Origin of the sequence: Ornithinimicrobium sp. (genome assembly GCF_035267225.1) — a bacterium.
Classification (GTDB): domain Bacteria; phylum Actinomycetota; class Actinomycetes; order Actinomycetales; family Dermatophilaceae; genus Ornithinicoccus.
On record NZ_DATFMA010000096.1, the window covers coordinates 89712 to 114649 of the forward strand.

Below are 24938 nucleotides of genomic sequence, written 5' to 3' on the forward strand. Positions count from 1 at the left end.
GCCGCCGTACCCGGCTCAGTCCGCCGCGGGGGTGGCGTCGGCACGGCGCCGCGCGACCCGCGCCTCCAGCTCGGCGTGCTCCTCGGCCGGCAGGCATCCCGCCCGCAGCACCAGATCGACCGCCTCCAGGTCACCGGAGTAGGCGGAGAACACCGTGCGCACGGTGACGCCGTGGCCAGGGACGGCGTGCACGCGGATGCCGTCGCCCGCCCGGATCGTTCCCGGTCGGAGCACCGCGCAGTAGGCCCCCGGGTGGCCGTGTGCGGTGAAGCGCTTGACCCAACCCGGCTCACCGAGGTGCGCCGCGAAGGTGGCGCACGGGATGCGCGGGCCGCGCACCTCGAGCTGCGCATGGTCGCCGACGTGCCATGTCGTCCCGACGACAGCGTCGTCCACCACCAGGCCGCCCGTCGTGACGTTCTCGCCGAAGACTCCTGGCGCCAGGTCGCGTCCGAGCTCGGCCTGCCAGTGGTCCAGCTGCTCCCGGGCCACCACGTACACCGCCTGCGACGTGCCGCCGTGGTGCTTGCGGTCGGCGAGATGGTCCCCAGGCACCCCGCTGCCCGCACCGGTCAGCCGGTCGCCGGGGTCTCGCACCGTGATCGTCGTGGTCGGTCGCTTGTCGATGCCGCTGACGTGAGCACGCCGCCCCTGCCCGACCATCCGCGCCCGACCCACGTTCACGGAGAGCACCTGGGCGGACGACGGCGTGTGTGAGCTCATTCGCCCACGGTAGTACCGCGCATCGGTGAAGATGGACCTGTGATGTCCGCAGACCGGGGGCGACGATGACGGTGGCCCTGACCCTCGTGCTGGTTGCCGGCACGGCGGTCCTCGTGGCCGGCGCGGCCGAGCGGCGCGGATGGAACGGTCCCGTGCTGCTCCTCCTCGTCGGGGTGGTCGGGTCGTACCTGCCCTTCATCCCCCAGGTACGGCTGACCTCCGACGTCGTCCTGTACGGCCTGCTGCCCCCGTTGCTCTACGCAGCGGCGATCCGGACCTCCCTGGTCGACTTCACCCGGCACCGTGCGGCGATCCTGTCGCTGTCGGTCGGCCTGGTCCTGTTCACCGCCCTCGGAGTGGCGGCGGTGGCCTACGCCCTGCTGCCCATCTCCTACGGGCTGGCCTTCGCGCTCGGGGCCATCGTCGCTCCGCCCGACGCCGTCGCCGCCACCACGGTGGCGCGCAAGGTCGGCATGCCCCGCCGCATCGTGACCATCTTGGAAGGGGAGTCGCTGCTCAACGACGCCACCGCACTGGTGGCTCTGCGCACCGGCCTGGCGTTGGCCGGTCTGGGCGCCGAGCGCGGACCGATCGCGGCCACGACCGACGGGGTCAGCACCTGGACGGTCGCCTTGAGCTTCGTCTGGGCCGTGGTCGGCGGGCTCAGTGTGGGCGTGGCGGTGGCCTTGGCCGCCTCGGTGCTCCGCCGCCGCCGGCTGGGCCCCGAGCTCGACACGGCGCTGTCGTTCACACTCCCGTTCCTGGCGTTCCTGCCGGCCGAGGCGCTGGGCGCCTCTGGGGTGCTGGCCGTGGTCACGGCCGGGCTGATCCTGGGCCACCGGGCGCTGACTCTGCAGAACGCCCGTTCCCGGCTGTCCGAAGGCAGCAACTGGGCGAGCGTGCAGTTCATCGGAGAGAGCGCGGTGTTCCTGATGATCGGGCTGCAGATGCGCGACATCGTCACCACGACTCAGAACGACTCCATGTCGTTGTCGCGCGTCCTCCTCGCGGCGGGAGTCATCCTCGTCGTGGTGATGCTGTTGCGACCCCTCTGGGTCTTTCCCAGCCGTTGGTTGCTCTCGCGCCGCTCCCATGGGTCGGGCCTTCCGCCACGCGAGCTCGCCCTGGTGTCCTGGGCGGGCATGCGCGGCGTGGTCACCTTGGCGGCCGCCTTCCTCGTGCCGGCGAGCTCCCCTGAGCGGCAGGCGATCATCTTCATCGCCATGGTGGTGGCGATCGGGACACTCACCCTGCAGGGCCTGACGCTGCCCTGGCTCACCCGGGCCCTGAAGGTACAGGGACCCGACGCCCGCGAGGACGCGCTGCAACAAGCCGTGCTCACCGAGCATGCCGTCTCGGCCGGTCTGGCCGAGCTCGACCAGCACCGGGATGAGTCGCACGCATTGCTGCGTCAGCTGCGACAAGAGGCCCAGCGCCGCACCCACCAAGGATGGGAGCGGGTCGGGCCGCGCGGCGTGGGCAACGACGAGACGCCCAGCGACGCCTATCGACGGCTGCGACTCGGCATGATCTCGGCCGAGCGCGAAGAGCTCGTCCGGCTGCGCAACGAGGGCGCCGCCGAGCACGAGCTGCTGGCCGAGATCCTGCAGCAGCTCGACATCGAGGAGTCGGTGCTGGAGTCGTTCGCGGCGGATCGCCAGGACGGTGAGCGTCGCACCGGCATCCGGCCTCCGCGGGGCCTGGAGGGGGGCTGCTCCCACCTGGCGCAGGCGCCGGAGGACACCAAAGCCGTGGCTCCCGAGTGCGTGGGTTGCCGCGAGGCGGGCAGCACATGGGTGCACCTGCGCAAATGCCTGAGCTGCGGGTACGTGGGATGTTGCGACTCCTCGCCCCAAGTGCACGCGACGAAGCACTACGAGCGGACGCACCACCCGGTGGTCGAGAGCTTCGAAGAGGGCGAAGCCTGGCGCTGGTGTTACGTCGACGGCCTCACCGGCTAGCCGAGCTACTCGCGCCGGCTACTTCTTGTACTTGGGCTTGGCCTGGTGCCGCTGCCGCGCGAACTCACCGCCGGCTCTGCCACCGTAGGGCCGGCCGTGGTCGGCGTACTCCTCACGGGTGTAGGTCATGGTCCATGTGCCCAGCTGCACACGCGCCCCCGTCCGTAGCGTCCTCTCCTCCCCCGCCGTCAGCCGGCCACCGTTGAAGGCGGAGGGCGTCTGGTCGCTCTCGATGACCAGCACGTACTCGTCGTTGGCGTCCCGACGTACGCGCGCCTGCAGCGAGTCGGTACCCGGCAGGCGCAGGTCGGCGTCCTCCGAGCTGCCGATGGTCACACCAGCGGGCCGCAAGGGGACCACCCGCCGGGCGTCCCCGCGCTGGGCGTGCTCCCCCATCGCCATGACGAGTCGAGGCCGTCCTCCGCCGTCCGGGTCGTGCGTGGTGGTCAGCGGTCGCCTCGACCAACGGAAGGTCGGTGCCGGCGGCCACGGGGTGCCGGGTGGCAGGAACGCCCCGCCACCCGACCGCCCCGGAGCGGCCGCACCGCGCAGCGACGCGGCCTGCCGCCAGTCCTCGATCCGGATGTGCTTGGAGCGGGTCAGCAGTCGAGCCAGCCGGTTGGGCTTGACGTCTCCCACACTGACCACAGGGCCATCCGGGCCCACGACGGTCACCGTGAGACCCCAGGCCGCGAGCCCAGCGGCCATGGCCCGGGCCTGGCCCAGAGACGCTCCAGAGGACATCGCCCCGACGTCATCGCTGCGTACCTCGAGGTGTCGGCCCTGGCCGGTGACGGTTCCCGAGACGGACGCACCGCCCTGACCCTCGTCAGGCAGCTCGACCGAGAAGCTCAGGTCAGCATCGATGTCGAAGCGATGGACCACGGTGGCTCAGTCCCGCAGCGGGTCCGACCCCGGGTGCTCTTCGTCGCTGGTGGTGATACGCAGCGTGCCGTTCAGCTTCCACGTCGCCCTGGGTGCCTCCGGCCCGGTGTCACGCGGCACCTCCACAGCCATGTCGACGAAGCTGTAGTTGATCGCCGCGCCGCGACCGGTGAGGTAGGCCCACAGGTCCTGACCGAGATCGGTCCAGCTCTTGTCCTCGGACGTCTCCTGCTCTTCGGGAATACTCATCTGGATCTCCTTGAGTGCCGTTGTCGTGTGGCCAGCCGACGACCTTGGGCCATCGTGCCTCGAGTTCCTCCAGAGTAGGACGGCCTCCGTCGCCGGTCGGGCTGGGGGTGGCCGCAGCCATCACACCTGCCTACGGGTAGGTTAACGCGGTGAGTCACTTCGTGCTGGCCTCAGCCTCCACCGCCCGACTCCGGACGCTCGAAGGGGTAGGGATCCGTCCACGCGTCGTCGTCTCCGGCGTCGACGAGGAAGCCGTTCTCGAGAGGGCGCAGACCTCCCGCGGTCCGTTGGGCGCCCGCGACGTCGCGCTGCTCCTGGCCCGGGCCAAGGCTGAGCAGGTGGCCCACGCACTCGCCGGCCGCGGTGAGGCCAGCCCCGGGCTGGTGCTCGGCTGCGACTCCGTGTTGGAGCTGGACGGCGAGGCCTTCGGTAAGCCGTCCACCGCTGACGTGGCGACCCGGCGATGGAGGCAGATGCGGGGGCGGGTCGGGATCCTGCACAGCGGACACTGGTTGCTCGACCGTCGCGACGTCTCCGGTGGGCACCACGCCGCCGAAGGGGCCACGGCGTCGACGAGGGTCCACTTCGCCCATCTCGACGACGAGGAGATCGAGGACTACGTGGCCACCGGCGAACCCCTGACCGTCGCCGGAGGCTTCACGGTCGACGGGCTCGGCGGTGCCTACGTCGCCGGCATCCAGGGTGACTACCACGCGGTCGTGGGGCTCAGCCTGCCCCTGCTGCGTCAGATGGTCCGCAGCCTCGGGCTGAGCTGGCACGAGCTGCGTGAGAGCTGAGGGGCCTCGACGACCTCAGACCGGCGGGATCCCCCGGCGCCTCGTGCTGAACCGGCGGTCCCGGTCGCGGGCGTAGCGCAGACGGGCCCACAGCTCGCCGCGGAGGCTGCCCGCCTCGACGATGTCGTCCACGACGAGGTCCGAGGCCAGGCGCTCGAGGTCGACGTCCTGGAGGTACTCGGCCCGCTTCGCGGCGACGAACGCCTCGCGCTCGGCCGGGCCGGGCATCTGGGCCAGACGGCCTGCGTATACCGCGTTGACCGCGGCTTCGGGCCCCATCACCGCGATCCGCGCGGTGGGCAGAGCCAGAGTGACGTCGGGCCCGAACCCGGGGCCGCCCATGGCGTAGAGCCCGGCACCGTAGGCCTTGCGGAGGACGACGCACGCCTGCGGCACGGTGGCCTCGGCCACGGCGCTGACCATCTTGGCGCCGTGGCGGATGATGCCACCGCGCTCCACCTCTGAGCCCACCATGAAGCCCGGCACGTCGGCCAGGTAGACCAGCGGGATCCCGTAGGCGTCGCACATCCAGATGAACCGGGTCGCCTTGTCGGCCGAGTCGCTGAAGAGCACCCCACCCTTGACGGCGGAGTTGTTCGCGACGATGCCGACCGACTCCCCACCCAGCCGACCCAGACCCACCACCAGCTCGGGGGCGAAGAGCTCCTTGATCTCGAAGAAGCTGTCCTGGTCGACGAGTGAGTCGATGACCTCGTGGATGTCGAAGGGCACCGACTCCGCCTCGGGGACGACGTCCGGCCGCAGCGGGATCACCGGCTCCTCGGCGTCGTAGCGCGGGGCGGCGGCATCCCAGCGCGAGGGAAGGTAGGAGAAGAGGATCTTGGCGAGCTCCACCGCTTCCTCATCGTCTGCAGCCAACACGTCCCCGACCCCGGAGACGGTGCAGTGCATCCGGGCTCCGCCCATCTCTTCCAAAGAGACCTTCTCCCCCACGACCATCTCGGCCATCCGCGGACTGCCCAGATACATCGAGGCATTGCCCTCCACCATGATCACCACGTCGGTGAAGCTCGGGATGTAGGCGCCGCCGGCAGCCGAGGGACCGAACAGGCAGCAGATCTGGGGGACCTTGCCGGACAGCGCGACCTGGTTGTGGAAGATGCGGCCCGCGCCCCGGCGGCCGGGGAAGAGCTCGACCTGGTCGGTGATGCGGGCTCCCGCCGAGTCGACGAACCAGAACACGGGCAGCTGCTCGCGCAGCGCCGCCTCCGTCGCACGGATCATCTTCTCCACCGTGCGGGCCCCCCACGAACCGGCCTTGACGGTCGGGTCCCCCGCGACCACGATCGCCGCGCGCCCGTCGACCTCGCCCCGCCCAGTCACCACGCCGTCGGCGGGAAGGTCTCCGGCGAGGGCGTGCGCATACCGTCCGTCCTCCACGAACGTCCCGGGGTCCATGAGCAGGTCGATGCGCTCGCGGACCGCGAGCTTGCCCTGCGCCTCCAGCTTGGCACGCCCCCGTGCGCTGGGCTGGCCGGTCGCGCGGTACGCCGCGGACAGTCGCTCGCGCAGCTCGTGGACGCGTGGGTCCGCCGTGTGGGCGCCTCCAGCGGCGGCGCTCGGTTGCTCGGGAGTGCTCATGCCGGAAGCCCCAGCCCGCGGGCGATGAGCATCCGCTGCACCTCCGACGTGCCTTCCCCGATCTCGAGGATCTTGGCGTCGCGGTAGAAGCGGGCGACCGGGTACTCCTCCATGAACCCGTTGCCCCCGAACACCTGGGTGGCGATGCGGGTGGCGTCCATCGCGGCCTCGGTGGAGTGCAGCTTCGCGATGGCCGCGGCCTGCTTGACCTCCCCCGCCCCGCGGCGACCGGCCTCGTGCTCGTCCTTCAACCAGGCCGCCTTGTAGGTGAGCAACCGCGCGGACTCCACCATCACGGCAAGGTCCGCCACCTGGAAGCTGATGCCCTGGTTGGCCCCGATCGGCCGCCCGAAGGCCATCCGCTGCTTGCTGTACGCCGTCGCCTCCTCGAGCATCCGCTGTGCACACCCGACCGCGAGCGCGGAGATCGCGATCCTGCCGTCGTCGAGAGTCTTGAGGAACTGCTTGAATCCGTGTCCGCGCTGGCCGAGCAGGTTGCTCTCGGGGACCTCGACGTCTTCGAAGGTCAGGCCGTGGGTGTCGCTGATATGCCAGCCGAGCTTGCGGTAGGCCGGCTCCACGGTGAGCCCCGGGCTGTCGCTGGGCACCAGGATCGCGCTGATCTCGGGCGTACCGTCCGGACGGCGCCCCGTCCGGGCGGTGACCGTGACCACGGAGGTGATCTCAGTCCCGGAGTTGGTGATGAACGCCTTCGAGCCGTTCAGGGTCCACCGCCCCTGCGACAGCCCGGCGCGCGTCCGGGTGCCGGCAGCGTCAGAGCCGGCATCCGGCTCGGTGAGTCCGAAACCGGCCAGCCGGCGACCGGCCACGAGGTCGGGCAGCCAGCGCTCCCTCTGCTCCGTGGTGCCGTAGGTGAGGATCGGGTTGATCCCCAGCCCGACGCCGGCCGAGAGTGTGATGCCCACCGACTGGTCCACCCGGCCGAGCTCCTCGATGGCCACGCACAGGTAGGTGAAGCCGCCCTCCTCGAGGCCGGCCCCGCCGAACTCCTCGGGAGCGTTCAGCCCGAACAGCCCCAGCTCACCCATGGCCGGCACCAGCTCGGTCGGGAAGTGCGCCCGGCGGTCCCAGTCGGCCACGTAGGGCTCGATCCGTGCCGCGGCGAAGTCGCGCACCAGATGTCGGAAGTCGAGATGGTCGTGGCTGAGCTCGAACATCACCGTGCCCACCTCTCTGTGGTTCGGAGGGACATGCCACTTGACGTTGACGTAAACGTAAAGCAAGATCGCGAGCATGACAAGCCAGGACTCGTGGACGATCGCCGAGATGGCCGACGACTTCGAAGTCACCCACCGCGCGCTTCGGCACTATGAGCATCTCGGGCTGCTGAGCCCCGAGCGGATCGGTGGGGGCGGAGCCGTCCGGCGTTACCGACGCCGTGACCGGACCCGTCTGGCTCTGATCCTGCGCGGGCGACGCCTCGGCTTCCCACTGGAAGAGATCGGCACCATCATCGACATGTACGACGAGCAGCCCGGGGAGACCGGTCAGCTGCAGTACCTGCTGTCCCAGATCGGTGACCGTCGCGCCGACCTGCAGCGTCGCGCGGCCGACATCCGCAAGTCACTGGCCGAGCTCGACGAGCTCGAGGAGCGTTGCCGCCGCGACCTCCGGCGGCGCCACTAGAGCGGCCGGGCACCACCGGCGATGGCCGTGGTGAGCCAGCGAGGACAACCTCTCTCAGCACGCCTGGAACGCCTCCCAGCCTGCCAGGGCGCGTAGTAGGTTGACCGCATGCCGATCCAGAAGGTGCTCATTGCCAACCGCGGCGAGATCGCGGTCCGCGTGGCACGAGCCTGCGCCGACGCCGGCATCCAGTCGGTGGCCGTGTACGCCGACCCCGACCGGGACGCTCTGCACGTCAAGGTCGCGGACGAGGCCTACGGGCTGGGCGGGAGCACCCCCGGCGACTCCTATCTGGACCAGGACGCCGTCCTCGAGGCCGCGCGCAAGTCCGGGGCGGACGCCATCCACCCGGGGTACGGCTTTCTCTCCGAGAACGCCACGTTCGCCCAGGCCGTGACCGACGCCGGGCTGGTGTGGATCGGGCCCCCCTCGGAGGCCATCGACGCCCTGGGCGACAAGGTCAAGGCCCGCCACATCGCCACCGAGGCCGGCGCCCCCCTGGTCCCGGGCACACAGGACCCGGTGCCCGACTCGGACGCCGTCCTGGCGTTCGCCCAGGAGCACGGTCTCCCCGTGGCGATCAAGGCGGCCTACGGCGGCGGAGGCCGCGGGATGCGCGTAGCCCGCACCGAGGAGGAGATCCCGGACATGTTCGACGCCGCCGTCCGTGAGGCCGAAGGCGCCTTCGGTCGCGGCGAGTCCTTCGTCGAGCGCTACCTGGACCGTCCCCGCCACGTGGAGACGCAGTGCCTGGCGGACACCCACGGCAACGTCGCCGTCGTCTCGACCCGCGACTGCTCGCTGCAGCGTCGGCACCAGAAGCTGGTCGAGGAGGCTCCGGCCCCCTTCCTGACCCAGCAGCAGGTCGACGAGCTGGTCACGGCCTCGGAGAACATCCTGCTCGCGGCGAAGTACGTCGGGGCAGGCACCGTGGAGTTCCTCGTCGGTGACGACGGCACCATCTCCTTCCTCGAGGTCAACACCCGCCTGCAGGTCGAGCATCCGGTCTCCGAGGAGATCACCGGCGTCGACCTCGTCCGCGAGCAGCTCCGGATCGCCGACGGGGAGGAGCTGACCTTCACCTCGCTCCCCCGGGCGCGCGGGCACAGCATCGAGTTCCGCATCAACGGCGAGGATCCCGGGCGGGACTTCCTGCCCTCGCCCGGCACGGTGATGACCTATCGCACCCCGAGCGGGCCGGGTGTGCGGGTCGACTCCGGAGTCGAGCAGGGTGACGTCATCTCCGGCGCGTTCGACTCCATGCTGGCCAAGCTGGTCGTCACCGGGGCCGACCGCCGCCAGGCGCTTGCCCGCGCGCGCCGCGCCCTGGGCGAGTTCGAGGTGGCCGGGATGCCGACCGCCTTGACCTTCCACCGGGTCGTGGTGGACGACCCGGCCTTCGCTCCCGAGGGCGAGGAGCCCTTCTCGGTGCATACGCGGTGGATCGAGACCGAGTTCGACAACACCATCGAGGCCTACTCCGGGCCCACTGCGGACGCCGAGGAGGAGAAGGCGCAGCGCACCGAGATGGTCGTCGAGGTCGACGGCCGGCGACTGGCGGTCTCCCTGCCCGGCGGGCTCTCCGTGGGCGCTGATGGCGGCGGCCACCAGAACAAGGCCCCGCGGCGCACCCGGCGAGCCTCCGGTGGCCAGGCAGCCTCGGGGGACTCGGTGACCGCGCCGATGCAGGGCACGGTGGTCAAGGTGGTCGTCTCCGAGGGCGAGGAGGTCTCCGAGGGCGACACGGTCGTGGTGATCGAGGCGATGAAGATGGAGCAGCCGATCAAGGCGCACAAGTCGGGAACGGTGAGCTCCCTGAAGGCCGAAGTCGGACAGACCGTCACCAACGGGGCCGTCATCTGCGACATCGGGGGCTGAGCCAGGACGCGCCCGGGCCGGGGCCGGTGTCGGCTACTCGGCCACCGAGTGCAGCTGTCGGGCGGCCTCGGAGACCGACCCGGTCATCGACGGGTAGACGGTGGCGGTCGCCGCGAACTGGTCCACGTTGAGCCGGGTCGAGACGGCCAGTGCGATGGGGAAGATCAGCTCGCTGGCTCGGGGGGCGACCACCACACCTCCGAGGATGGTGTCGCTCCCCCGACGCGCGAAGAGCTTGACGAACCCGTCCCGCAGGTTCTGCATCTTGGCGCGAGGGTTCTTCGTCAACGGCAGCATGACCACCCGGGCGTCCACCCGCCCCTCGTCGACGTCCTGCTGGGAGACCCCTACCGTGGCGATCTCGGGGTCGGTGAAGATGTTGGAGCTCACTCGTCGCAGCGACAGGGGCGCCACCGCGTCGCCGAGGGCGTGGGCGATGGCGATCCGACCCTGCATGGCCGCGACCGAAGCCAGCGGCAGCATGCCGGTGCAGTCTCCGGCGGCGTAGATCCCGGGCACGCTGGTCCGAGAGACCCGGTCCACCTCGATGTGCCCCGACTCGGTCAGCCCCACCCCCACTTCACGCAGGCCGATGTCCTGCGTGTTCGGCAACGAACCGACGGCCAGGAGCGCGTGGCTGCCCCGCACCGTGCGACCGTCCTGCAGCGTGACGACGACCCCGTCGCGGTCGGTGCCGTGCGACTCCCGGACGCGCTCGACCGAAGCCGCCCGGGAGCGGTTCAGCACCTGCATCCCGCGGCGGCGGAAGACCTCCTCCAGCAGGTTGGCCGCGTCCACGTCCTGCCCCGGCAGAACCCTCTCGCGGGAGGACACCAAGGTGACGTCGCAGCCCAGGCCCAGGTAGGCGTGCGCGAACTCGACCCCGGTCACGCCGGAGCCGATCACGACCAGGTGTTCGGGAAGCTCGGTCAGGGCATAGATCTGCTGCCAGGTCAGGATGCGCTCGCCGTCGGGCACGGCCGAGTCCAGCACGCGTGGCCGAGCCCCGGTGGCGAGCAGGATGACGTCGGCGTCCACCGTCCGCTCACCCACCTGCACCGTCCGCCGGTCGCGGACCACCGCCTGGCCGGTGACCAGATCGACGCCGGCCTGCTCCAACCGCTCGATGATGTCCGCGCTCTGCGCGGAGGCGAGGTTCATCACCCGGCGGTTGATGTCGTCCAGATGCGCGGTCACCCCCTGGTCCTGCGGGGCACCGTCGAACTGCACGCCGATCCGTGCCGCGGCGGAGAAGCGGTCCATGAAGTCGGCGGTGGCGATGAGCGCCTTACTGGGGACGCAGTCGGTGAGCACCGCGGCCCCACCCACCTGCTCGCTCTCCACCAGGTGGACCCTGCTGCCGAGGTGGGCGGCGGTGAGCGCCGCCTCGTAGCCACCGGGGCCGCCGCCGATGATGGTCACGGACTGCCGCGGGGTGCTCATGGCCCCATCCAACCACCCGGCTTTTCACTAGGCTGGGCCGATGAGCGACGACAGCACACTGCACCTGGACGATCCGACCACGGACCCGAACGAGGTCGCCGCCCAGGCGGCCACCGCCATCGCGGACGGCACCGGCACGCCGCGCCACGACATCGCGCTCGTTCTGGGCAGCGGATGGGCCGGCGCCGCCGATCTCATCGGTGAGACGGTCGGCACGGTGGAGAACACCGACGTGCCCGGCTTCGGCGCCGTCGCGGTGGCCGGACACCGGGGCACCATCTCTTCGGTGGCGATCGGCGACAGCGACGTGCGGGCCCTGGTCTTCGGCACGCGGACTCACTTCTACGAGGGCCGCGGAGTACGAGCGGTGGTCCACGGGGTACGGACCGCGGCGGCGGCCGGCTGCCGCGCGGTCGTCTTCACCAACGGCTGCGGTGGAGTGCGTACCGACTGGGACCCCGGGACACCAGTGCTCATCCGTGACCATCTCAACCTCACCGGCACCTCACCGATCGAGGGCGCGAACTTCGTGGACCTGACGGACCTCTACAGCCCACGGCTGCGCGGCCTGGCCCGCGAGGTGGACCCGAGCCTGGACGAGGGCGTCTACGCCCAGTTCCGCGGCCCGCACTACGAGACCCCAGCCGAGGTGGCCATGGCCCGCACCATGGGAGCCGACCTCATCGGGATGTCGACGGCGTTGGAGGCCATCGCTGCCCGGCAGGCCGGCATGGAGGTCCTCGCGGTCTCTCTGGTCACCAACCTGGCGGCCGGGATCAGTGCGCAGCCGCTGTCGCACGAGGAGGTCACCGAGGCCGGCAAGGCAGCCTCCGGGCGGTGCAGCCAGCTGCTGGCCCGCATCGTGGAGCGCATCTGATGTCGGGCCACGGGAGCGAGGAGATGCTCGCCCGCGCCCGGGCGTGGCGGGACGACGACCCGGACGAGACCACTCGCGCCGAGCTGGAGGAGCTGCTGGCCCGCGTCGACCGCGGCTCCCCGCCCGCCGGCGACTCCGGCGAGGCCGACCCCGATGCCGCATACACCGAGCTCGCCGACCGTTTCTCGGGCCCGCTCGCCTTCGGCACGGCCGGGCTACGCGGGGCCCTGGGCGCTGGGCCCGCCCGGATGAACCGGGCGGTGGTCATCCGGGCCGCCGCCGGGCTCACCGCCTACCTACAGCAGGAGCGGCGGACCGCGGCCCCGCGGGTCGTCATCGGCTTCGACGCGCGCACGAACTCGGAGACCTTCGCCGCCGACACGGCCGCGGTCGTGACGGGGGCCGGAGGAACGGCGATGCTGCTGCCGCGCCCGCTGCCCACGCCCGTGTTGGCCTTCGCCATCGGGCACCTGGGCGCCGATGCCGGAGTGATGGTCACGGCCAGCCACAACCCGGCGAACGACAACGGCTACAAGGTCTACCTCGGCGACGGGTCCCAGATCGTGCCCCCGGCCGACGAGAGGATCGCCGCCCACCTGGAGCGGGTCGAGCGTGTCCGCGACGTCCCCCGCTCCGACGAGGGCTGGACCCGGCTCGGCGAGGAGGTGCTGGAGGCATACCTCGACAGTGTCGTCGCCGTGGTCGACCCGCACACCAGCCGTGAGATCTCACTGGTGCATACGGCCCTCCACGGGGTGGGCGCCGAGGTCATCCGCAGTGCCTTCGAGCGTGCGGGTTTCGCGGCGCCCGTCCCGGTCGAGGAGCAGCAGGAGCCCGACCCCGCGTTCAGCACCGTCACCTTTCCCAACCCGGAGGAGGCCGGGGCCATGGACGCCGCCTTCCGCCTCGCCGGAACCACCCACCCCGATGCCGTCATCGCCAACGACCCGGACGCCGACCGCTGCGCCGTGGCGGTCCCCCACGCGCAGGGGTGGCGCATGCTGCGAGGCGACGAGGTCGGCGCTCTGCTGGGTCAGCACCTCATCCAGCGGGGCATCGACCCCGAAGGCGAGCGCACGGTCCTGGCCCGCTCGATCGTGTCGTCACGGCTGCTGGGGGCGATGGCCAACCGGGCCGGACTCCCCGCGATGGAGACGCTCACCGGGTTCAAGTGGATCGGGCGCGTGCCCGGTCTGGCGTTCGGCTACGAGGAGGCCCTCGGCTACTGCGTCGACCCGGCCCGGGTGCCCGACAAGGACGGCGTGAGCGCCGCGTTGCTCATGGCCGAGCTGCTGGCGGGCCTGCGCGCCGAGAGCCGCACCGTCGACGACCTGCTCGACGAGCTCGCGTGCGCACACGGTGTCCACGCGACCGACGCCTTCTCGGTTCGCGTCTCGGACGTCTCCCAGATCGCTGCGATCCTGCAGCGGCTGATCGATGCCCCACCCGAGCGGATCGGCGGGGTACCGGTGCGCTCGGTCGAGGACCTCCAGGACCCCGACGACGACCTCCCCGGCACCCCGGGTCTGCGCTTCTACCTCCAGGACGACACCCGGGTGATCGTGCGTCCCAGCGGCACTGAACCCAAGCTCAAGGTGTATGTCGAGGCGATCGTGGGGCTCAGCTCGCCCGACGAGCTGCCCGACGCCAGGGCGCAGGCGCGTCGGCGCCTGGACGCCGTGGTGGACACGATGCACGAGCTCACCTCCGTGGGCTGAGCACCCGTGGTCACGCGCTCTCAGCCGCGATCGCCAGCGCCAGCAGGGCGGTGGAGGCGGCCAGCGGCACGACCGCGGCTGGGGCCCACTGCAGGTCGGCCCGCGCCTGCGGCTGCGGGGCTCCGCCACCCATCTGCCAGCGCTGGAAGGCCCGCTCGGTGTCCCCGGCCACGACCTGCGCGGTCGTCCCCGGGCGGGCTCTGGCCCGCGAGGTGGTCTCGGCGAAGTCGTCGAAGGCCCGCCGAGCGGAGAACTCGCGCTGCTTGGGCACGGCCCACGAGCTGTAGGTACGCCCGGTGGTGTCGGTCAGCTCCAACGCCCACCGGGAACCGACCGCGGCCAGACGCTCGAACGGCACGACGACGTCCCGCAGGATGTTGCGTTGGGTGACCGAGTCGGCACGCAGCTCCACCCGGGGGCGGAGCAGCAGCACCCAGACGAGTGCGATGACGAAGAGCACGACGGCCACCGGAAAAAGCACGTTGCGGCCGAGCGAGAGCTCGCCACGCACCACGACGAAGCCCACCAACGAAGCGGTGGACACCACCGTCCACCCCAGGAGACGGGCGGGAAGGGTGCGGTAGACGCCCAGGAGCGCCGTCTGCGCATCGTCCCCCGCCGCCTGCGCGGCCCCGCCGGGCGTGCTCACTCCAGCGAGTCTAGGGCCACCTCGCACGGGGCGGCAGGGACCCGGGGTTCGTCCGCCCGCCCCCGGCCCGGGTATCGTCCATGGCCACAGACGCACCGGGGGTGAGGAGCATGAGCGAGAGTCGCGGTGCGCCGACGCCGGCCTGGCAACCGCCCACGTCCGACCCGCCAGGGTCCTCGCCGAAGCCGGAAGCATCCTGGCCCGCGGGTCCCGCCCCAGGCTCGGAACCACCAGCGGCGCCGCCACCCGGTTCCACTCCCTCGCCGGCGGCCGCGGGCGGCTCCGGCCAGCCCGGCCCGGGGCACCCTCCTGGTCAGCCGCCCTCCTGGCAGCAGGTCGCGCCGGAGGAGGCTGCGCGCATGTACCAGCCGGGAGTCGTGCCCTTGCGACCGCTCAGCCTCGGCGACATCTTCGGTGGAGCTGTCAACACCATCCGGCGCAATCCGGAGGCCACCATGGGCATGGCCGTGGTGGTGCTCGCTGCCTTCCTGCTGCCCTCTCTGGTGCTCTCCTACGGTGTGCAGCTGGTTCCGGGGATCGGCGGTGAGCTCGCCGGCTTCATCGGAGTGCTCATCCCCTCTCTCGTGGCCGCCGTGGCCACCGTGTTGCTCACCGGCTTCGTCCTCTACGTGGTCAGCGAAGCGGCACTGGGCGACAAGGTCGGGCTCGGTCAGACGTGGACCCAGGTGCGCGCTCGGCTCCTGCCGCTGATCGCCGGCACCCTGCTGACCAGTGTGCTGGTGAGCGCGCCTCTGGTGGCGGGAGCCGGCGCCCTCATCGCTGCGATCGCGGTCGGCGAGACCGCGGTGGTGGTCATCGCCGTCCTTGCCTTCATCGTCTCCTTCGTGGCCATGCTCTGGCTCGCCGTCCGGCTCATCCTGACCCCGGCCCCGATCGTGCTCGAGCGAGTCGGACCGTTGCGCGGGATCACCCGGTCCTGGGCTCTGAGCCGGGGCAGGCAGTTCTGGCGGCTGCTGGGCATCACAGTGCTCGCCCAGCTCCTCGCCGGCATCGTGGGATCCGTCGTGTCCACCCCCTTGCAGGCGCTGATCAGCTTCGGCGGTGCCACGATCTTCACCGACGAGTCGAGCCTGCTGACGGTGATGGTCTTCGGCCAGCACCTGGCCCAGTTCGCCGTGGGCGTCGTGGTCACTCCCTTCACCGCCGGGGTCACCGCGCTGCTCTACCTCGACCAGCGGATGCGACGCGAGGGCCTGGACATCGCCATGCAGCAAGCCGCCTCGACGCGGACCGCACGACGTCATCGCCGGTGACCTCAGACCCCTCGCAGCCGGGTGAGCAGGAGAGCCGTCGCCTGCTCACCGAGGAGCTGTCCCGTCCCGAGTACAACCGGCCGGAGGACCTGCTCGACCGCCTCCTGTCGTGGCTCCTCGAGCAGCTCGACCGTCTGCTGCAGGTGCTTCCGGGTTCCGGCGGGCTCGCTTCGATCCTCATCGGCGCCGTCGTCGTGATCGCCGTGGCAGCCTGCGTCCTCGCGATGCGGGGTCGGCTGCGCTCCTCGGCCCTGGGCCCCCAGAGTCCGGGAGCGGTGTTGGAGGAGACCCATCTGAGCGGCCGCGACTACCGGCAGCGCGCAGCCCGCGCCGCCGAGAGGGGCGACTGGGACACCGTGCTCCTGGACTCCTACCGCGCGCTGACGACCGCGGCCGGCGAACGGACCTTGCTCGACGACGCCCCGACCCGCACCGCCCACGAGGTGGCCCTGCATCTGGGCCGGGTGTTCCCCGACCACCGGCTTTCCCTGCTCCAGGCGGCGGAAGGGTTCGACCGGGTGCGCTACGGAGGCAGGTCCTGTTCCCCCGCGGAGGCTGTGGCGGTGCGTGAGCTGGACGCCACCGTGATGCAGGCTCGTCCGGCACGCGCCGGGTCGGCGTCGTGAGCGCGCCCCGCACGTCTGCCCCGGCCGGGCGCGAGGCCCACGGTGCCGCGGGCGGCGACGCGGGCGGTCGACCTCGGCGCGCCCCCCGCTGGGTCACCTGGGGGCTGGTCGTGCTGGGGTTGAGCGCGGTCATGACGGTTCTCGTGGGGCAGTCCGGGTCCAGCACCCGCCCGCTGGACCCGGACAACCCCGAGGGTGAGGGGATGCAGGCGCTGGCGCGCGTGCTGGACCAGCGGGGTGTGCAGGTGGACGTGGTCCGCGGCGTCGACAACCTGCCGGAGGGGTCGGCGGCCGGGGCCACGGTCCTGGTGGCCGGCACCGGGCTGCTCTCCGCGGACTCAGGGGAGGAGGTGTTGGCGTATGCCCGGCCAGCGTCCTCACTGGTCGTGCTGTCCCCCGCCGACAACCTCCGCGGCACCCTGGAGATCGGGGTGGAGGTCACCGACCGGCTCACGACCACCTCCATGTCGCCGGAGTGCGACCTCGGCCTGTGGAACGCCGACGAACGGGTGAGCCGAGCAGACCGACGTCTGCGCGTCGATGAGGATGTACCGAGGGACGAAGCGGTCACCTGTCTGCCGCCCTCGCCGGGATTCAACGCCGGAGGGGCGCGCGAAGGCCACCTGGTGGAGTTCGCAGCCACCCCGGACAGCCCTCGCATCGTCGTCGCCGGGCTGGGTAGCGCCCTGACCAACGAGCACATCGCCGCCGACGCCAACGCGGCTACGGGGCTGCGTCTGCTCGGGCAGTCCGGTCGACTGGTCTGGGTCATCCCGACCGTCGCCGACGCGGGCGAGATACCCCCTCAGGGCCTCTTCGACGTCCTGCCCGACCCGCTCCTGCCGAGCATGGTCGTCATCGTGGTCGCTCTCGTGGTCTGGTCGCTGGTGCGCGGACGTCGCCTCGGGCCGGTCAGCACCGAGTCGCTGCCCGTGGTCGTCCGTGCGATCGAGACCACCACCAGCCGGGGACGGCTGTACCAGGAGGCGCAAGACCGTCGCCGCGCGCTCGCCTCGCTGCAGCTGTCCGCCCGGCAGCGGCTGACCCGCCGACTGGGGCTACCGGCCGGGACCGCCTCGGAGGACGACGTCGTGGCCGAGGTCAGCTCGGTGTCCGGTCGCAGCCAGCACGAGGTCCGCCGCTTGCTGCTGGACCCGACGGCCGACGACGACGACACACTGGTGCGGACCGCGCGCGAGGTGCGGTCCCTGGAGGAAGGGTTGGGCGCGAGATGAGCACCGACGACGGCACCACCACGCAGGGCAGCGCAGGCTCCGGCCCCTCCGGGCCCGCCCGCCCCGAGTCCGCTCGCGAGGCGCTGCACCGGGTGAAGGTCGAGGTGGGCAAGGCGGTGGTGGGTCAGGACGCCGCCGTGACGGGACTGATCGTCGCGCTGCTGGCCCGCGGTCACATCCTGCTCGAAGGGGTGCCGGGCGTAGCCAAGACCCTGATGGTGCGCAGCTTCGCCACGGCGCTGAACATCGACACCTCCCGCGTGCAGTTCACCCCCGACCTCATGCCCGGCGACGTCACGGGCTCGCTGGTGTACAGCTCCCGCGCCAGCGACTTCGAGTTCCGGCCCGGTCCGGTGTTCACCAACCTGTTGCTCGCCGACGAGATCAACCGCACCCCACCGAAGACCCAGTCAGCCCTGCTGGAGGCCATGGAGGAACGGCAGGTCACGGTGGACGGGACCGCGCGCCGCCTGGCCGACCCGTTCCTGGTGGCGGCCACCCAGAACCCGGTCGAGTACGAGGGCACCTACCCGCTGCCCGAGGCGCAGCTCGACCGTTTCCTGCTCAAGGTGGTGTTGCCGTTGCCGCCCCGCGCCGACGAGGTGGAGGTCCTCACGCGCCACGCCGACGGTTTCGACCCTCGTGACCTGGCACGGGCGGGGGTCCGCCCGGTAGCGGGGCCCGAGGATCTGGCAGCCGGATCGAGGGCGGTAGGCGACGTCGAGGTATCCCCGGAGGTGACCGGCTACATCGTCGACATCGCCCGGGCCACCCGCTCCTCACCCTCGCTGCAGCTCGGGGTGAGCCCCCGCGGCGCCACCGCCCTGCTCGCCACCTCACGTGCATGGGCGTGGCTGAACGGCCGCGACTTCGTCACGCCGGACGACGTGAAGGCCCTCGCGCCGGGCACCCTCACCCACCGGCTCTCGATGCGGCCGGAGGCCGAGCTCGAGGGCGTCTCTGTGCGCTCGGTGCTGGAAAGCGCGATGAGCTCCGTGCCGGTGCCACGCTGAGCTGCCGATGGTGATCCGCCCGCTCAGCGCGGTCGCGGTGCTGCTCGGCATCGTTCCGGTCGCGATCTGGCCCGGCGCTGCCACCGTGTGGTGGTGGTTGCTGACCGTCGCTGTGGTGATCGGCGCCGACCTGCTGCTGACGCCTGCCACCTCCACGGTCCGCGTGGAGCGCGAGCTGCTCGGCGACAGTGCGGTGCGCCACGGCGACGGGAAGGTCATGCTGTCGGTGCGCCTCGGTGAGAGCACACAGACCTCACTGCTGGTCTCCAACCCCACCCGGCGCCGCGTGCGCGGTGTCCTGCGTGACGCATGGGTGCCGTCGGCCGGGGCGACCTCCAACCGGCATCGGCTCTACCTACCGGGAGGGGAGCGTCGTCGCGTGCACACACCGCTGCGGCCCACTCGCCGGGGCGACCGAGAGACCGACCGGGTCACCGTCCGCCTCCACGGGCCCCTGGGCCTGGCGGCCCGGCAGCGCAGCCGCGAGGTGCCGGGATCGGTCCGCGCGCTGCCGCCCTTCCACTCCCGCAAGCATCTGCCCAGCCGGTTGGCCCGGTTGCGCCAGCTGGACGGTCGCTCGGCGGTGCGCACGCGCGGGCAGGGCACCGAGTTCGACTCCCTGCGCGACTACGTGGACGGGGACGACGTGCGCAGCATCGACTGGCGCGCCACCGCTCGACGCCAGACCGTGGTGGTGCGGACGTGGCAGCCCGAACGCGACCGCCGCGTGATCATCGTGCTCGACACCTCTCGCACCAGCGCAGCTCGGGTCGGGGACCAGCCGCGGCTGGACGCGGCCATGGACGCCTCACTGTTGCTCGCTGCGTTGGCCTCACGAGCCGGCGACCGCCTCGACCTGATCGCCGGGGACCGGCGCATCCGCGGCCGTGTGCGGCCCGACCCCGCAAGCCCGACCCTGCTGAGCTCGATCGTGACGATGATGGCACCGCTGGACCCGGTGCTGGTCGAGGCGGACTGGGCCCTGCTGGCCGGGGCGGTGAACGCCAGCAGCCGGCACCGGGCCTTGGTCGTGCTGCTGACGGCGCTGGAGCCGGCTGCCCTCGAGGAGGGGCTGCTTCCTGTGCTGGGCTCCCTGACGGCCCACCACCAGGTCGTCGTGGCCTCCGTCGCCGACCCGGAGCTCCCGCGGATGGCGCGTGACCTGGCCTCGCTGTCGGCGGTCTACGGGGCGGCGGCCGCGGAGCGCACGCTGTCGCTGCATCGCCGCACGGCCGCGGCGATGGAACGCCTGGGAGTACAGGTCCTCGACGAAGACCCCGACCGGCTTCCGGCGGTGTTGGCAGACCATTACCTCGCACTCAAGGCTCGGGGTTTGCTCTAATCGACAGATGACCTCGGACCCGACCGTCCGGCGGGACGCCGAGCCGGTGACGTTCGGGTCTGCGTCGGGCCGCTGGATCCTGCTCGCCGCCGTGCTCGGGTCAGGACTCGCCGGCATCGACGCCACCGTGGTCAACGTCGCGCTGCCGGCCGTCGGCGAGTCACTGGACGCCGGCTTCGCGGGGTTGCAGTGGACGGTGACGGCCTACACCTTGACGCTCGCCTCCTTCATCCTCCTCGGCGGCTCGCTCGCCGACCGTTTCGGCCGGCGGCGGATATTCCTCACCGGTGTCGTATGGTTCGCGGCCGCCTCGCTGCTGTGCGGGCTCGCTCCCGGCATCGGCACCCTCATCGCCGCGCGCGCCGTCCAAGGAGTGGGGGCAGCGTTGCTGACCCCGGGCAGCCTGGCCCTCATCCAGGCGTCCTTCGTGCCCGAGGACCGCACCCGTGCCATCGGGGCCTGGTCGGGGCTCAGCGGCATCGCCACCGCGGCCGGGCCCTTCCTCGGCGGATGGCTGGTCGAGCAGGTTTCCTGGCGCTGGGTGTTCCTGGTCAACGTGCCGCTGGCCGCACTGGTCATCGTCGTAGCCCTGCGACACGTGCCGGAGTCCCGGTCCTCGGCCCCGTCCTCGGGCGTGGACGTCTGGGGTGCGCTGCTCGGTGTGGCCGCCCTGGCTGGGGTGACCTACGCACTGGTCGAGCAGCCGGGGCAGGGCTCCGGTGCCGCACCCGTGGTCATCGCGGCCGTCGTGGGTCTCGGCGCGGGTGTCGCCTTCGTCCTCGTCGAAGGGGCCAGCAGAAAACCGATGCTGCCCCTGTCGATCTTCCGATCCACACAGTTCACCGCGGCCAACCTCGTCACCTTCGCCGTCTACGGGGGCTTCGGCGCCGTCTTCTTCCTGCTGGTGATCCAGCTGCAGGTCGTCGCGGGGTTCTCGCCGGTGCAAGCGGGGGTCTCGATCCTGCCGATCACGCTGGTCATGCTGGCCCTGTCCTCCCGCTCCGGCGCCCTGGCCTACCGCATCGGTCCACGGTGGCAGATGAGCCTGGGGCCCGTGGTCTGTGCGGCGGGGCTGGTGCTGATGCTGCGCATCGGCCCGCAGGCCGCCTATCTCACCGAAGTACTGCCCGGGGTGGCTGTCTTCGGCCTGGGCCTGGCGATCATGGTGGCACCGCTCACGGCGACCGCCCTTGCCGCCGCACCCGCAACGCACGCCGGGCTGGCCTCCGGCGTCAACAACGCGGTGGCCCGCGCCGCGGGCCTTCTCGCCATCGCCGTCCTGCCCGCCGTCGCCGGGATCTCGGGTGACGACTACACCCGGCCGGCTGTCTTCGACGCCGGCTTCGAACGCTCCCTGTGGGCAGCCGTGGCGGTGCTGCTGCTCGGTGGCGCGATCGCCGCCATGACCATCTCCTCCACGACGCTCAGCGAGGCCGCCGACGACCCCGCGTCCAACGCGACCCCTGCCGAGCCCGTCCCGTCGCACCCGCGCCCGACCAGCCACTGCGCGGTCGGCGCACCACCGCTGCGCGTCGAATGCGGGCCACCCGTCGGGGAGGAGTAGCGCGAGGGCGCCGGCAACGGCTCCGCTGATGCCGGCAGCGACACGACGTCGTCGCGCTCAGAACGCGCTGGGTCGCTCGCTCGGCAACATCGAGTCCTGCACGTCTCCGGTCCGCCCGGCGCGCACCGCCCAGCGTCCGAGCGTGAAGACGTAGAGCAGGAACAGCGCGAGAGCGACCACCCCGACCGCCACCCGTGCCCAGGTGGGCAGCGGCGAGGGAGTGACGAACGCCTCGATCAGACCGGAGATGAGCAGGACCACGACCAGACCCATGCTCACCCCGGCCGCGGTCCGTCCCTCCTGCGCCAGCGAGGACCACCGGGTCCTCGGCCCCGGATCCACCCACGACCAGAACAGGCGCAGGCCGACCCCGGCGGCGACGAAGATCGCCGTCAGCTCGAGCAGCCCGTGCGGGGTGATCAGACCCCAGAACAGCGACCCGCGCCCCTCGGCGTGCATGAGTGAGGCGATGACGGCGACGTTGCTGATGTTCTGCCACAGCACGTAGAGCACCGGCAGCCCGAGCACCCCCAGAGCGATGCACTGAGCGGCTACCCAGGCGTTGTTGACCCATACCTGAGCCGCGAAGCTGCTGGCCGGGTTCTCGGAGTAGTAGTTCTCGAAGTCGGCGTCCACGAGCTGTTGGATCTCGGCGGTGGAGATCAACGTGTTCTCCACCACCGGGTTCTGCACCAGCCATGCGCCGAGGGCCAGGCCGAGGACCACGTTGATCAGGGCGGTCACCCCCCACCACCACCGCATCCGGTAGAGCGCGGCGGGAAAGACCTCGACGAAGAAGCCGGCCAGGCTCGACCATCCGAGCGTGCGGGAGCTGCTCGACCTCACGCGGGCGCGAGCCAGCACCGCCGACAGATAGCCGACCAGCGCCGGGTCGGGGGCGGTCGAGCGCACCAGGGAGAGGTCCGTGGCGGTGCGCCCGTACTCATCCAGCAGCTCGTCCACCTCAGCCCCCGAGAGGCGCCGCGCCTTCGACAACCTCGCCAGCCGCTCCCACGCCCCACGGCGACGGGCGATGAGCGCATCCACGTCCACCGACGAAGTCTAGCGAGAAGCTCTCTTGCCCTGACCCTGCGTCGCGCACGTACGCTGAGGCGGTGAAGCCTCCCACCGGGATCATGGACAGCCCGGGCTTCGTCATGCCGGAAGCGGTGGAGCTCGATCTGCCGGCGGCCAGCATCGGGCTGCGCATCTGCTCGGCCCTGATCGACCTGGCCGTCATCCTCGCGGTGCTGTTCTCCGGCGTCTTCCTGGTGGCCCAGACGGCGGTGTTCGCCGACCAGGCACTGCTGCAGGCCCTGGTGACCCTCGCGCTCGTCGCGGCGGTGGTCGCGGTGCCCGTCGCTCAGGAGACCCTGCTGCGTGGTCGCACCGTGGGCAAGATCGCGCTGGGTCTGCGCACGGTCCGCGACGACGCCGGGCCGATCGGCCTGCGACACGCGGTGATCCGGGCGCTGCTGATGTTCGTCGAAGTCTGGCTGACCGCGGGCGCCCTGGCGGTGGTTGTTGCGATCTCCAACGCCCGTGGCAAGAGACTCGGCGACTATCTGGCCGGCACCTACGTCGTGCGCGACCGGGTCCGCCTGAAAGCCGTCTCGGCGCCGGAGGGTGACCCGCTGCTGCAGGACTGGGCGCGCCATGCCGACATGGCCGGGCTGCCGGACGCGCTGACCGTCGCCGTGCGCCAGGTGTTGAGCCGCTCATCCACCATGACTCCCGCGCACCACGCTGCCGTGACGCAACAGCTGTTCAGCAACGTCGTCGCCCACGTCTCGCCGCCCCCGCCGGCTGGTGCCCCTCCGTTGGCCGTGATGGCCACCGTGCTCGCGGAGCGCCGGCGCCGCGACCTCATCCAGGCACGACGGCACGACGAGGTCCGATCCCGGGTCCTCGGTCCTGACCCGCTGGCGGACCGGCTCGGGGTTCAGCACGCCACCAGGCCAGGCACCTCCCAGCCCGACGGCGTCAGTCCAGCGCCTGCGCGTACCCGGGCAGGATCACCCGGTCGATGAGGGCTCGCCGCTGGTCATAGGGGAGGAAGGCCGACTTCATCGCGTCGATCGTCACCCGCCGCAGGTCGCTGATCTCCCAGCCCGCCTCGGCCACCAGCAGCTGCATCTCACGGGTCATGGTCGTCCCGCTCATCAGCCGGTTGTCGGTGTTGAGGGTGACCCGGAAACGCAAGCGGGCGAGCAGGGTGATCGGGTGCATCGCGACACTGTCTGCCGCGCCGGTCTGGAGGTTGCTGCTCGGGCACATCTCCAAGGCGATGCGCCGGTCACGGATGTAGGCGGCGAGGCGCCCGAGCCGGACGGCCTGCACGTCGTCGTGGGCCCAGGAGCCGTACGGCGTGTCCGCCGGACTGACCGGATCACCGTGCAGGGTGAGGTCATCCACGATGCGCACGCCGTGTCCCAGCCGCTCGGAGCCGCAGTACTGGATCGCCTCCCAGATGCTCGGCAGACCGAACGCCTCGCCGGCGTGGATGGTGAAGTGCGCGTTCTGACGTTGCAGGTACTCGAAGGCGTCGAGGTGCCGGGTGGGCGGGAAACCGACCTCGGCCCCGGCGATGTCGAACCCGGCGACGCCACGCTCCAGATGGCGCACGGTCAGCTGGGCGATCTCACGGGAGCGCGCGGCGTGCCGCATCGCCCCCAGCAACGAGCGCACCACGATCGGGGAGCCCAGACGGCTCGCCTCGGCCATGCCGTCCTCGATGCCCTCGGTCACCGCCGTGACCACCTCGTCCAGCTCCAGCCCGCCGCGGAGATGCTGCTCCGGGGCGTAGCGGACCTCTGCGTAGACCACGCCGTCCTCGGCGAGGTCCAGGACACACTCGCGAGCCACCCGGTGAAGGGCGGCCGGAGTCTGCATCAGGGCGACGGTATGGGCGAACGTCTCCAGGTAGCGCTCCAGCGAGCCGGAGTCGGCGCTGTCACGGAACCAGCGCTCGAGGTCAACGGGGTCGTCGGACGGGAGGTCGGCGTAACCCTGCTCCCGCGCCAGGTCGAGGATGGTCTCCGGACGCAGACCTCCGTCCAGATGGTCGTGGAGCAGCACCTTCGGCAGCGCGCCCAGGTCCTCAGGAGTCACGGTGCGCCGCCTCGAGGTCGAAGGCCGGGACACAGACCGCCAGGTACTCCGCCCCTTCGTCACCGGCGGCGTAGCGCACCCAGTGACCGGAGCGGGAGATGGCTGCCTGGCCGGCCGAGATCGTGAGCGAGCCATCGGAGTGGTGGATCTCGACCGACCCGGCGATGACGTAGGTCACCTCGTCGAAGTCCGGGGCCTGGCCCGGCTCGCTCCAGCCCGGTTCGGCCTTGTTGTGGGCGACGGAGAAGTTCCCGTGGCCGGAGCTGATGCGTCCGACGAACTCGTGGATCGACTTGCCGTCGGGGAGGGGGAACGGCGTCGGAGCCATGATCTCTGCCATCCCA

Annotated in this window: 23 protein-coding genes; 13 read left to right on the forward strand and 10 right to left on the reverse strand. The window is 71.5% G+C overall.

Annotated elements, in window-relative coordinates; translation table 11 throughout:
• Positions 1 to 15: 15 nt before the first annotated feature.
• Positions 16 to 723 (reverse strand): MOSC domain-containing protein, encoded by a 708-nt coding sequence (locus VJ976_RS09625; protein ID WP_324099994.1) that lies wholly within the window; start codon positions 721 to 723, stop codon positions 16 to 18.
• A 65-nt stretch (positions 724 to 788) separates the two neighbouring features.
• On the opposite strand from VJ976_RS09625, the gene VJ976_RS09630 reads away from it, so the two are divergent.
• Positions 789 to 2684: a cation:proton antiporter gene (locus VJ976_RS09630; protein ID WP_324099995.1), complete on the forward strand. Its 1896-nt coding sequence runs from the start codon at positions 789 to 791 to the stop codon at positions 2682 to 2684.
• Between the two features lie 18 nt (positions 2685 to 2702).
• Here the strand turns inward: VJ976_RS09630 and VJ976_RS09635 are convergent, their stop codons facing one another.
• Together VJ976_RS09635 and VJ976_RS09640 are read right to left on the reverse strand one after the other, a co-directional pair.
• A complete protein-coding gene (locus tag VJ976_RS09635) occupies positions 2703 to 3569 on the reverse strand; it encodes an FHA domain-containing protein (RefSeq protein ID WP_324099996.1) in 867 nt (288 codons plus the stop codon).
• Positions 3570 to 3575: 6 nt separating this feature from the next.
• Positions 3576 to 3818, reverse strand: a complete 243-nt coding sequence (locus VJ976_RS09640; protein ID WP_324099997.1) for a hypothetical protein — start codon at positions 3816 to 3818, stop codon at positions 3576 to 3578.
• Between the two features lie 149 nt (positions 3819 to 3967).
• Between VJ976_RS09640 and VJ976_RS09645 the strand changes: the two genes are divergently transcribed.
• Positions 3968 to 4615: a Maf family protein gene (locus VJ976_RS09645; protein ID WP_324099998.1), complete on the forward strand. Its 648-nt coding sequence runs from the start codon at positions 3968 to 3970 to the stop codon at positions 4613 to 4615.
• Positions 4616 to 4630: 15 nt separating this feature from the next.
• Here VJ976_RS09645 and VJ976_RS09650 read toward each other — a convergent pair whose 3' ends face one another.
• A complete protein-coding gene (locus VJ976_RS09650; RefSeq protein WP_324099999.1) occupies positions 4631 to 6217 on the reverse strand; it encodes an acyl-CoA carboxylase subunit beta in 1587 nt (528 codons plus the stop codon).
• The gene (locus VJ976_RS09655) at positions 6214 to 7395 is read right to left on the reverse strand and encodes an acyl-CoA dehydrogenase family protein (RefSeq protein ID WP_324100044.1); all 1182 of its coding nucleotides are present in this window, start codon (positions 7393 to 7395) and stop codon (positions 6214 to 6216) included. Before VJ976_RS09655 ends, VJ976_RS09650 begins: the two co-directional genes overlap by 4 nt.
• A gap of 76 nt (positions 7396 to 7471) precedes the next feature.
• Here VJ976_RS09655 and VJ976_RS09660 point away from each other — a divergent pair, with 76 nt between their 5' ends.
• Positions 7472 to 7864: a MerR family DNA-binding protein gene (locus VJ976_RS09660; protein WP_324100000.1), complete on the forward strand. Its 393-nt coding sequence runs from the start codon at positions 7472 to 7474 to the stop codon at positions 7862 to 7864.
• Between the two features lie 108 nt (positions 7865 to 7972).
• The gene (locus tag VJ976_RS09665; protein ID WP_324100001.1) at positions 7973 to 9742 is read left to right on the forward strand and encodes an acetyl/propionyl/methylcrotonyl-CoA carboxylase subunit alpha; all 1770 of its coding nucleotides are present in this window, start codon (positions 7973 to 7975) and stop codon (positions 9740 to 9742) included.
• A gap of 33 nt (positions 9743 to 9775) precedes the next feature.
• On the opposite strand, the gene VJ976_RS09670 is transcribed toward VJ976_RS09665, so the two are convergent.
• Entirely contained in the window at positions 9776 to 11185 is a 1410-nt protein-coding gene (locus tag VJ976_RS09670; RefSeq protein ID WP_324100002.1) for an NAD(P)H-quinone dehydrogenase, read from the reverse strand.
• A 40-nt stretch (positions 11186 to 11225) separates the two neighbouring features.
• Here VJ976_RS09670 and VJ976_RS09675 point away from each other — a divergent pair, with 40 nt between their 5' ends.
• Positions 11226 to 12062, forward strand: a complete 837-nt coding sequence (locus VJ976_RS09675; protein WP_324100003.1) for a purine-nucleoside phosphorylase — start codon at positions 11226 to 11228, stop codon at positions 12060 to 12062.
• Complete coding sequence (locus tag VJ976_RS09680; RefSeq protein ID WP_324100004.1) at positions 12062 to 13780, forward strand: phospho-sugar mutase; 1719 nt, start codon at positions 12062 to 12064, stop codon at positions 13778 to 13780. Before VJ976_RS09675 ends, VJ976_RS09680 begins: the two co-directional genes overlap by 1 nt.
• A 10-nt stretch (positions 13781 to 13790) precedes the next feature.
• On the opposite strand, the gene VJ976_RS09685 is transcribed toward VJ976_RS09680, so the two are convergent.
• Positions 13791 to 14429 (reverse strand): hypothetical protein, encoded by a 639-nt coding sequence (locus VJ976_RS09685; RefSeq protein WP_324100005.1) that lies wholly within the window; start codon positions 14427 to 14429, stop codon positions 13791 to 13793.
• A 359-nt stretch (positions 14430 to 14788) separates the two neighbouring features.
• On the opposite strand from VJ976_RS09685, the gene VJ976_RS09690 reads away from it, so the two are divergent.
• The 6 genes from VJ976_RS09690 to VJ976_RS09715 are packed head-to-tail and all read left to right on the forward strand — an operon-like array spanning position 14789 to position 21483.
• The gene (locus tag VJ976_RS09690) at positions 14789 to 15703 is read left to right on the forward strand and encodes a glycerophosphoryl diester phosphodiesterase membrane domain-containing protein (RefSeq protein ID WP_324100006.1); all 915 of its coding nucleotides are present in this window, start codon (positions 14789 to 14791) and stop codon (positions 15701 to 15703) included.
• Positions 15700 to 16329 (forward strand): DUF4129 domain-containing protein, encoded by a 630-nt coding sequence (locus VJ976_RS09695; RefSeq protein ID WP_324100007.1) that lies wholly within the window; start codon positions 15700 to 15702, stop codon positions 16327 to 16329. The genes VJ976_RS09690 and VJ976_RS09695 overlap by 4 nt, the downstream gene beginning before the upstream one ends.
• Complete coding sequence (locus VJ976_RS09700; protein WP_324100008.1) at positions 16326 to 17564, forward strand: DUF4350 domain-containing protein; 1239 nt, start codon at positions 16326 to 16328, stop codon at positions 17562 to 17564. The genes VJ976_RS09695 and VJ976_RS09700 overlap by 4 nt, the downstream gene beginning before the upstream one ends.
• On the forward strand, positions 17561 to 18577 hold the full coding sequence (locus VJ976_RS09705) for a MoxR family ATPase (RefSeq protein ID WP_324100009.1): 1017 nt from the start codon (positions 17561 to 17563) through the stop codon (positions 18575 to 18577). The genes VJ976_RS09700 and VJ976_RS09705 overlap by 4 nt, the downstream gene beginning before the upstream one ends.
• A 7-nt stretch (positions 18578 to 18584) precedes the next feature.
• The gene (locus tag VJ976_RS09710) at positions 18585 to 19919 is read left to right on the forward strand and encodes a DUF58 domain-containing protein (RefSeq protein ID WP_324100010.1); all 1335 of its coding nucleotides are present in this window, start codon (positions 18585 to 18587) and stop codon (positions 19917 to 19919) included.
• 7 nt (positions 19920 to 19926) lie between these two features.
• On the forward strand, positions 19927 to 21483 hold the full coding sequence (locus VJ976_RS09715; RefSeq protein WP_324100011.1) for an MFS transporter: 1557 nt from the start codon (positions 19927 to 19929) through the stop codon (positions 21481 to 21483).
• Between the two features lie 57 nt (positions 21484 to 21540).
• Here the strand turns inward: VJ976_RS09715 and VJ976_RS09720 are convergent, their stop codons facing one another.
• Positions 21541 to 22536: a stage II sporulation protein M gene (locus VJ976_RS09720; RefSeq protein ID WP_324100012.1), complete on the reverse strand. Its 996-nt coding sequence runs from the start codon at positions 22534 to 22536 to the stop codon at positions 21541 to 21543.
• Positions 22537 to 22598: 62 nt separating this feature from the next.
• Here VJ976_RS09720 and VJ976_RS09725 point away from each other — a divergent pair, with 62 nt between their 5' ends.
• Positions 22599 to 23513 carry an RDD family protein gene (locus VJ976_RS09725; RefSeq protein ID WP_324100013.1) on the forward strand — a complete coding sequence of 305 codons (915 nt, stop codon included), beginning with the start codon at positions 22599 to 22601 and terminating at the stop codon, positions 23511 to 23513.
• Here the strand turns inward: VJ976_RS09725 and VJ976_RS09730 are convergent.
• Positions 23467 to 24594 (reverse strand): adenosine deaminase, encoded by a 1128-nt coding sequence (locus VJ976_RS09730; protein WP_324100014.1) that lies wholly within the window; start codon positions 24592 to 24594, stop codon positions 23467 to 23469. The genes VJ976_RS09725 and VJ976_RS09730 overlap by 47 nt on opposite strands.
• On the reverse strand, positions 24584 to 24934 hold the full coding sequence (locus tag VJ976_RS09735) for a cupin domain-containing protein (protein ID WP_324100015.1): 351 nt from the start codon (positions 24932 to 24934) through the stop codon (positions 24584 to 24586). Before VJ976_RS09735 ends, VJ976_RS09730 begins: the two co-directional genes overlap by 11 nt.
• Positions 24935 to 24938 lie beyond the last annotated feature (4 nt).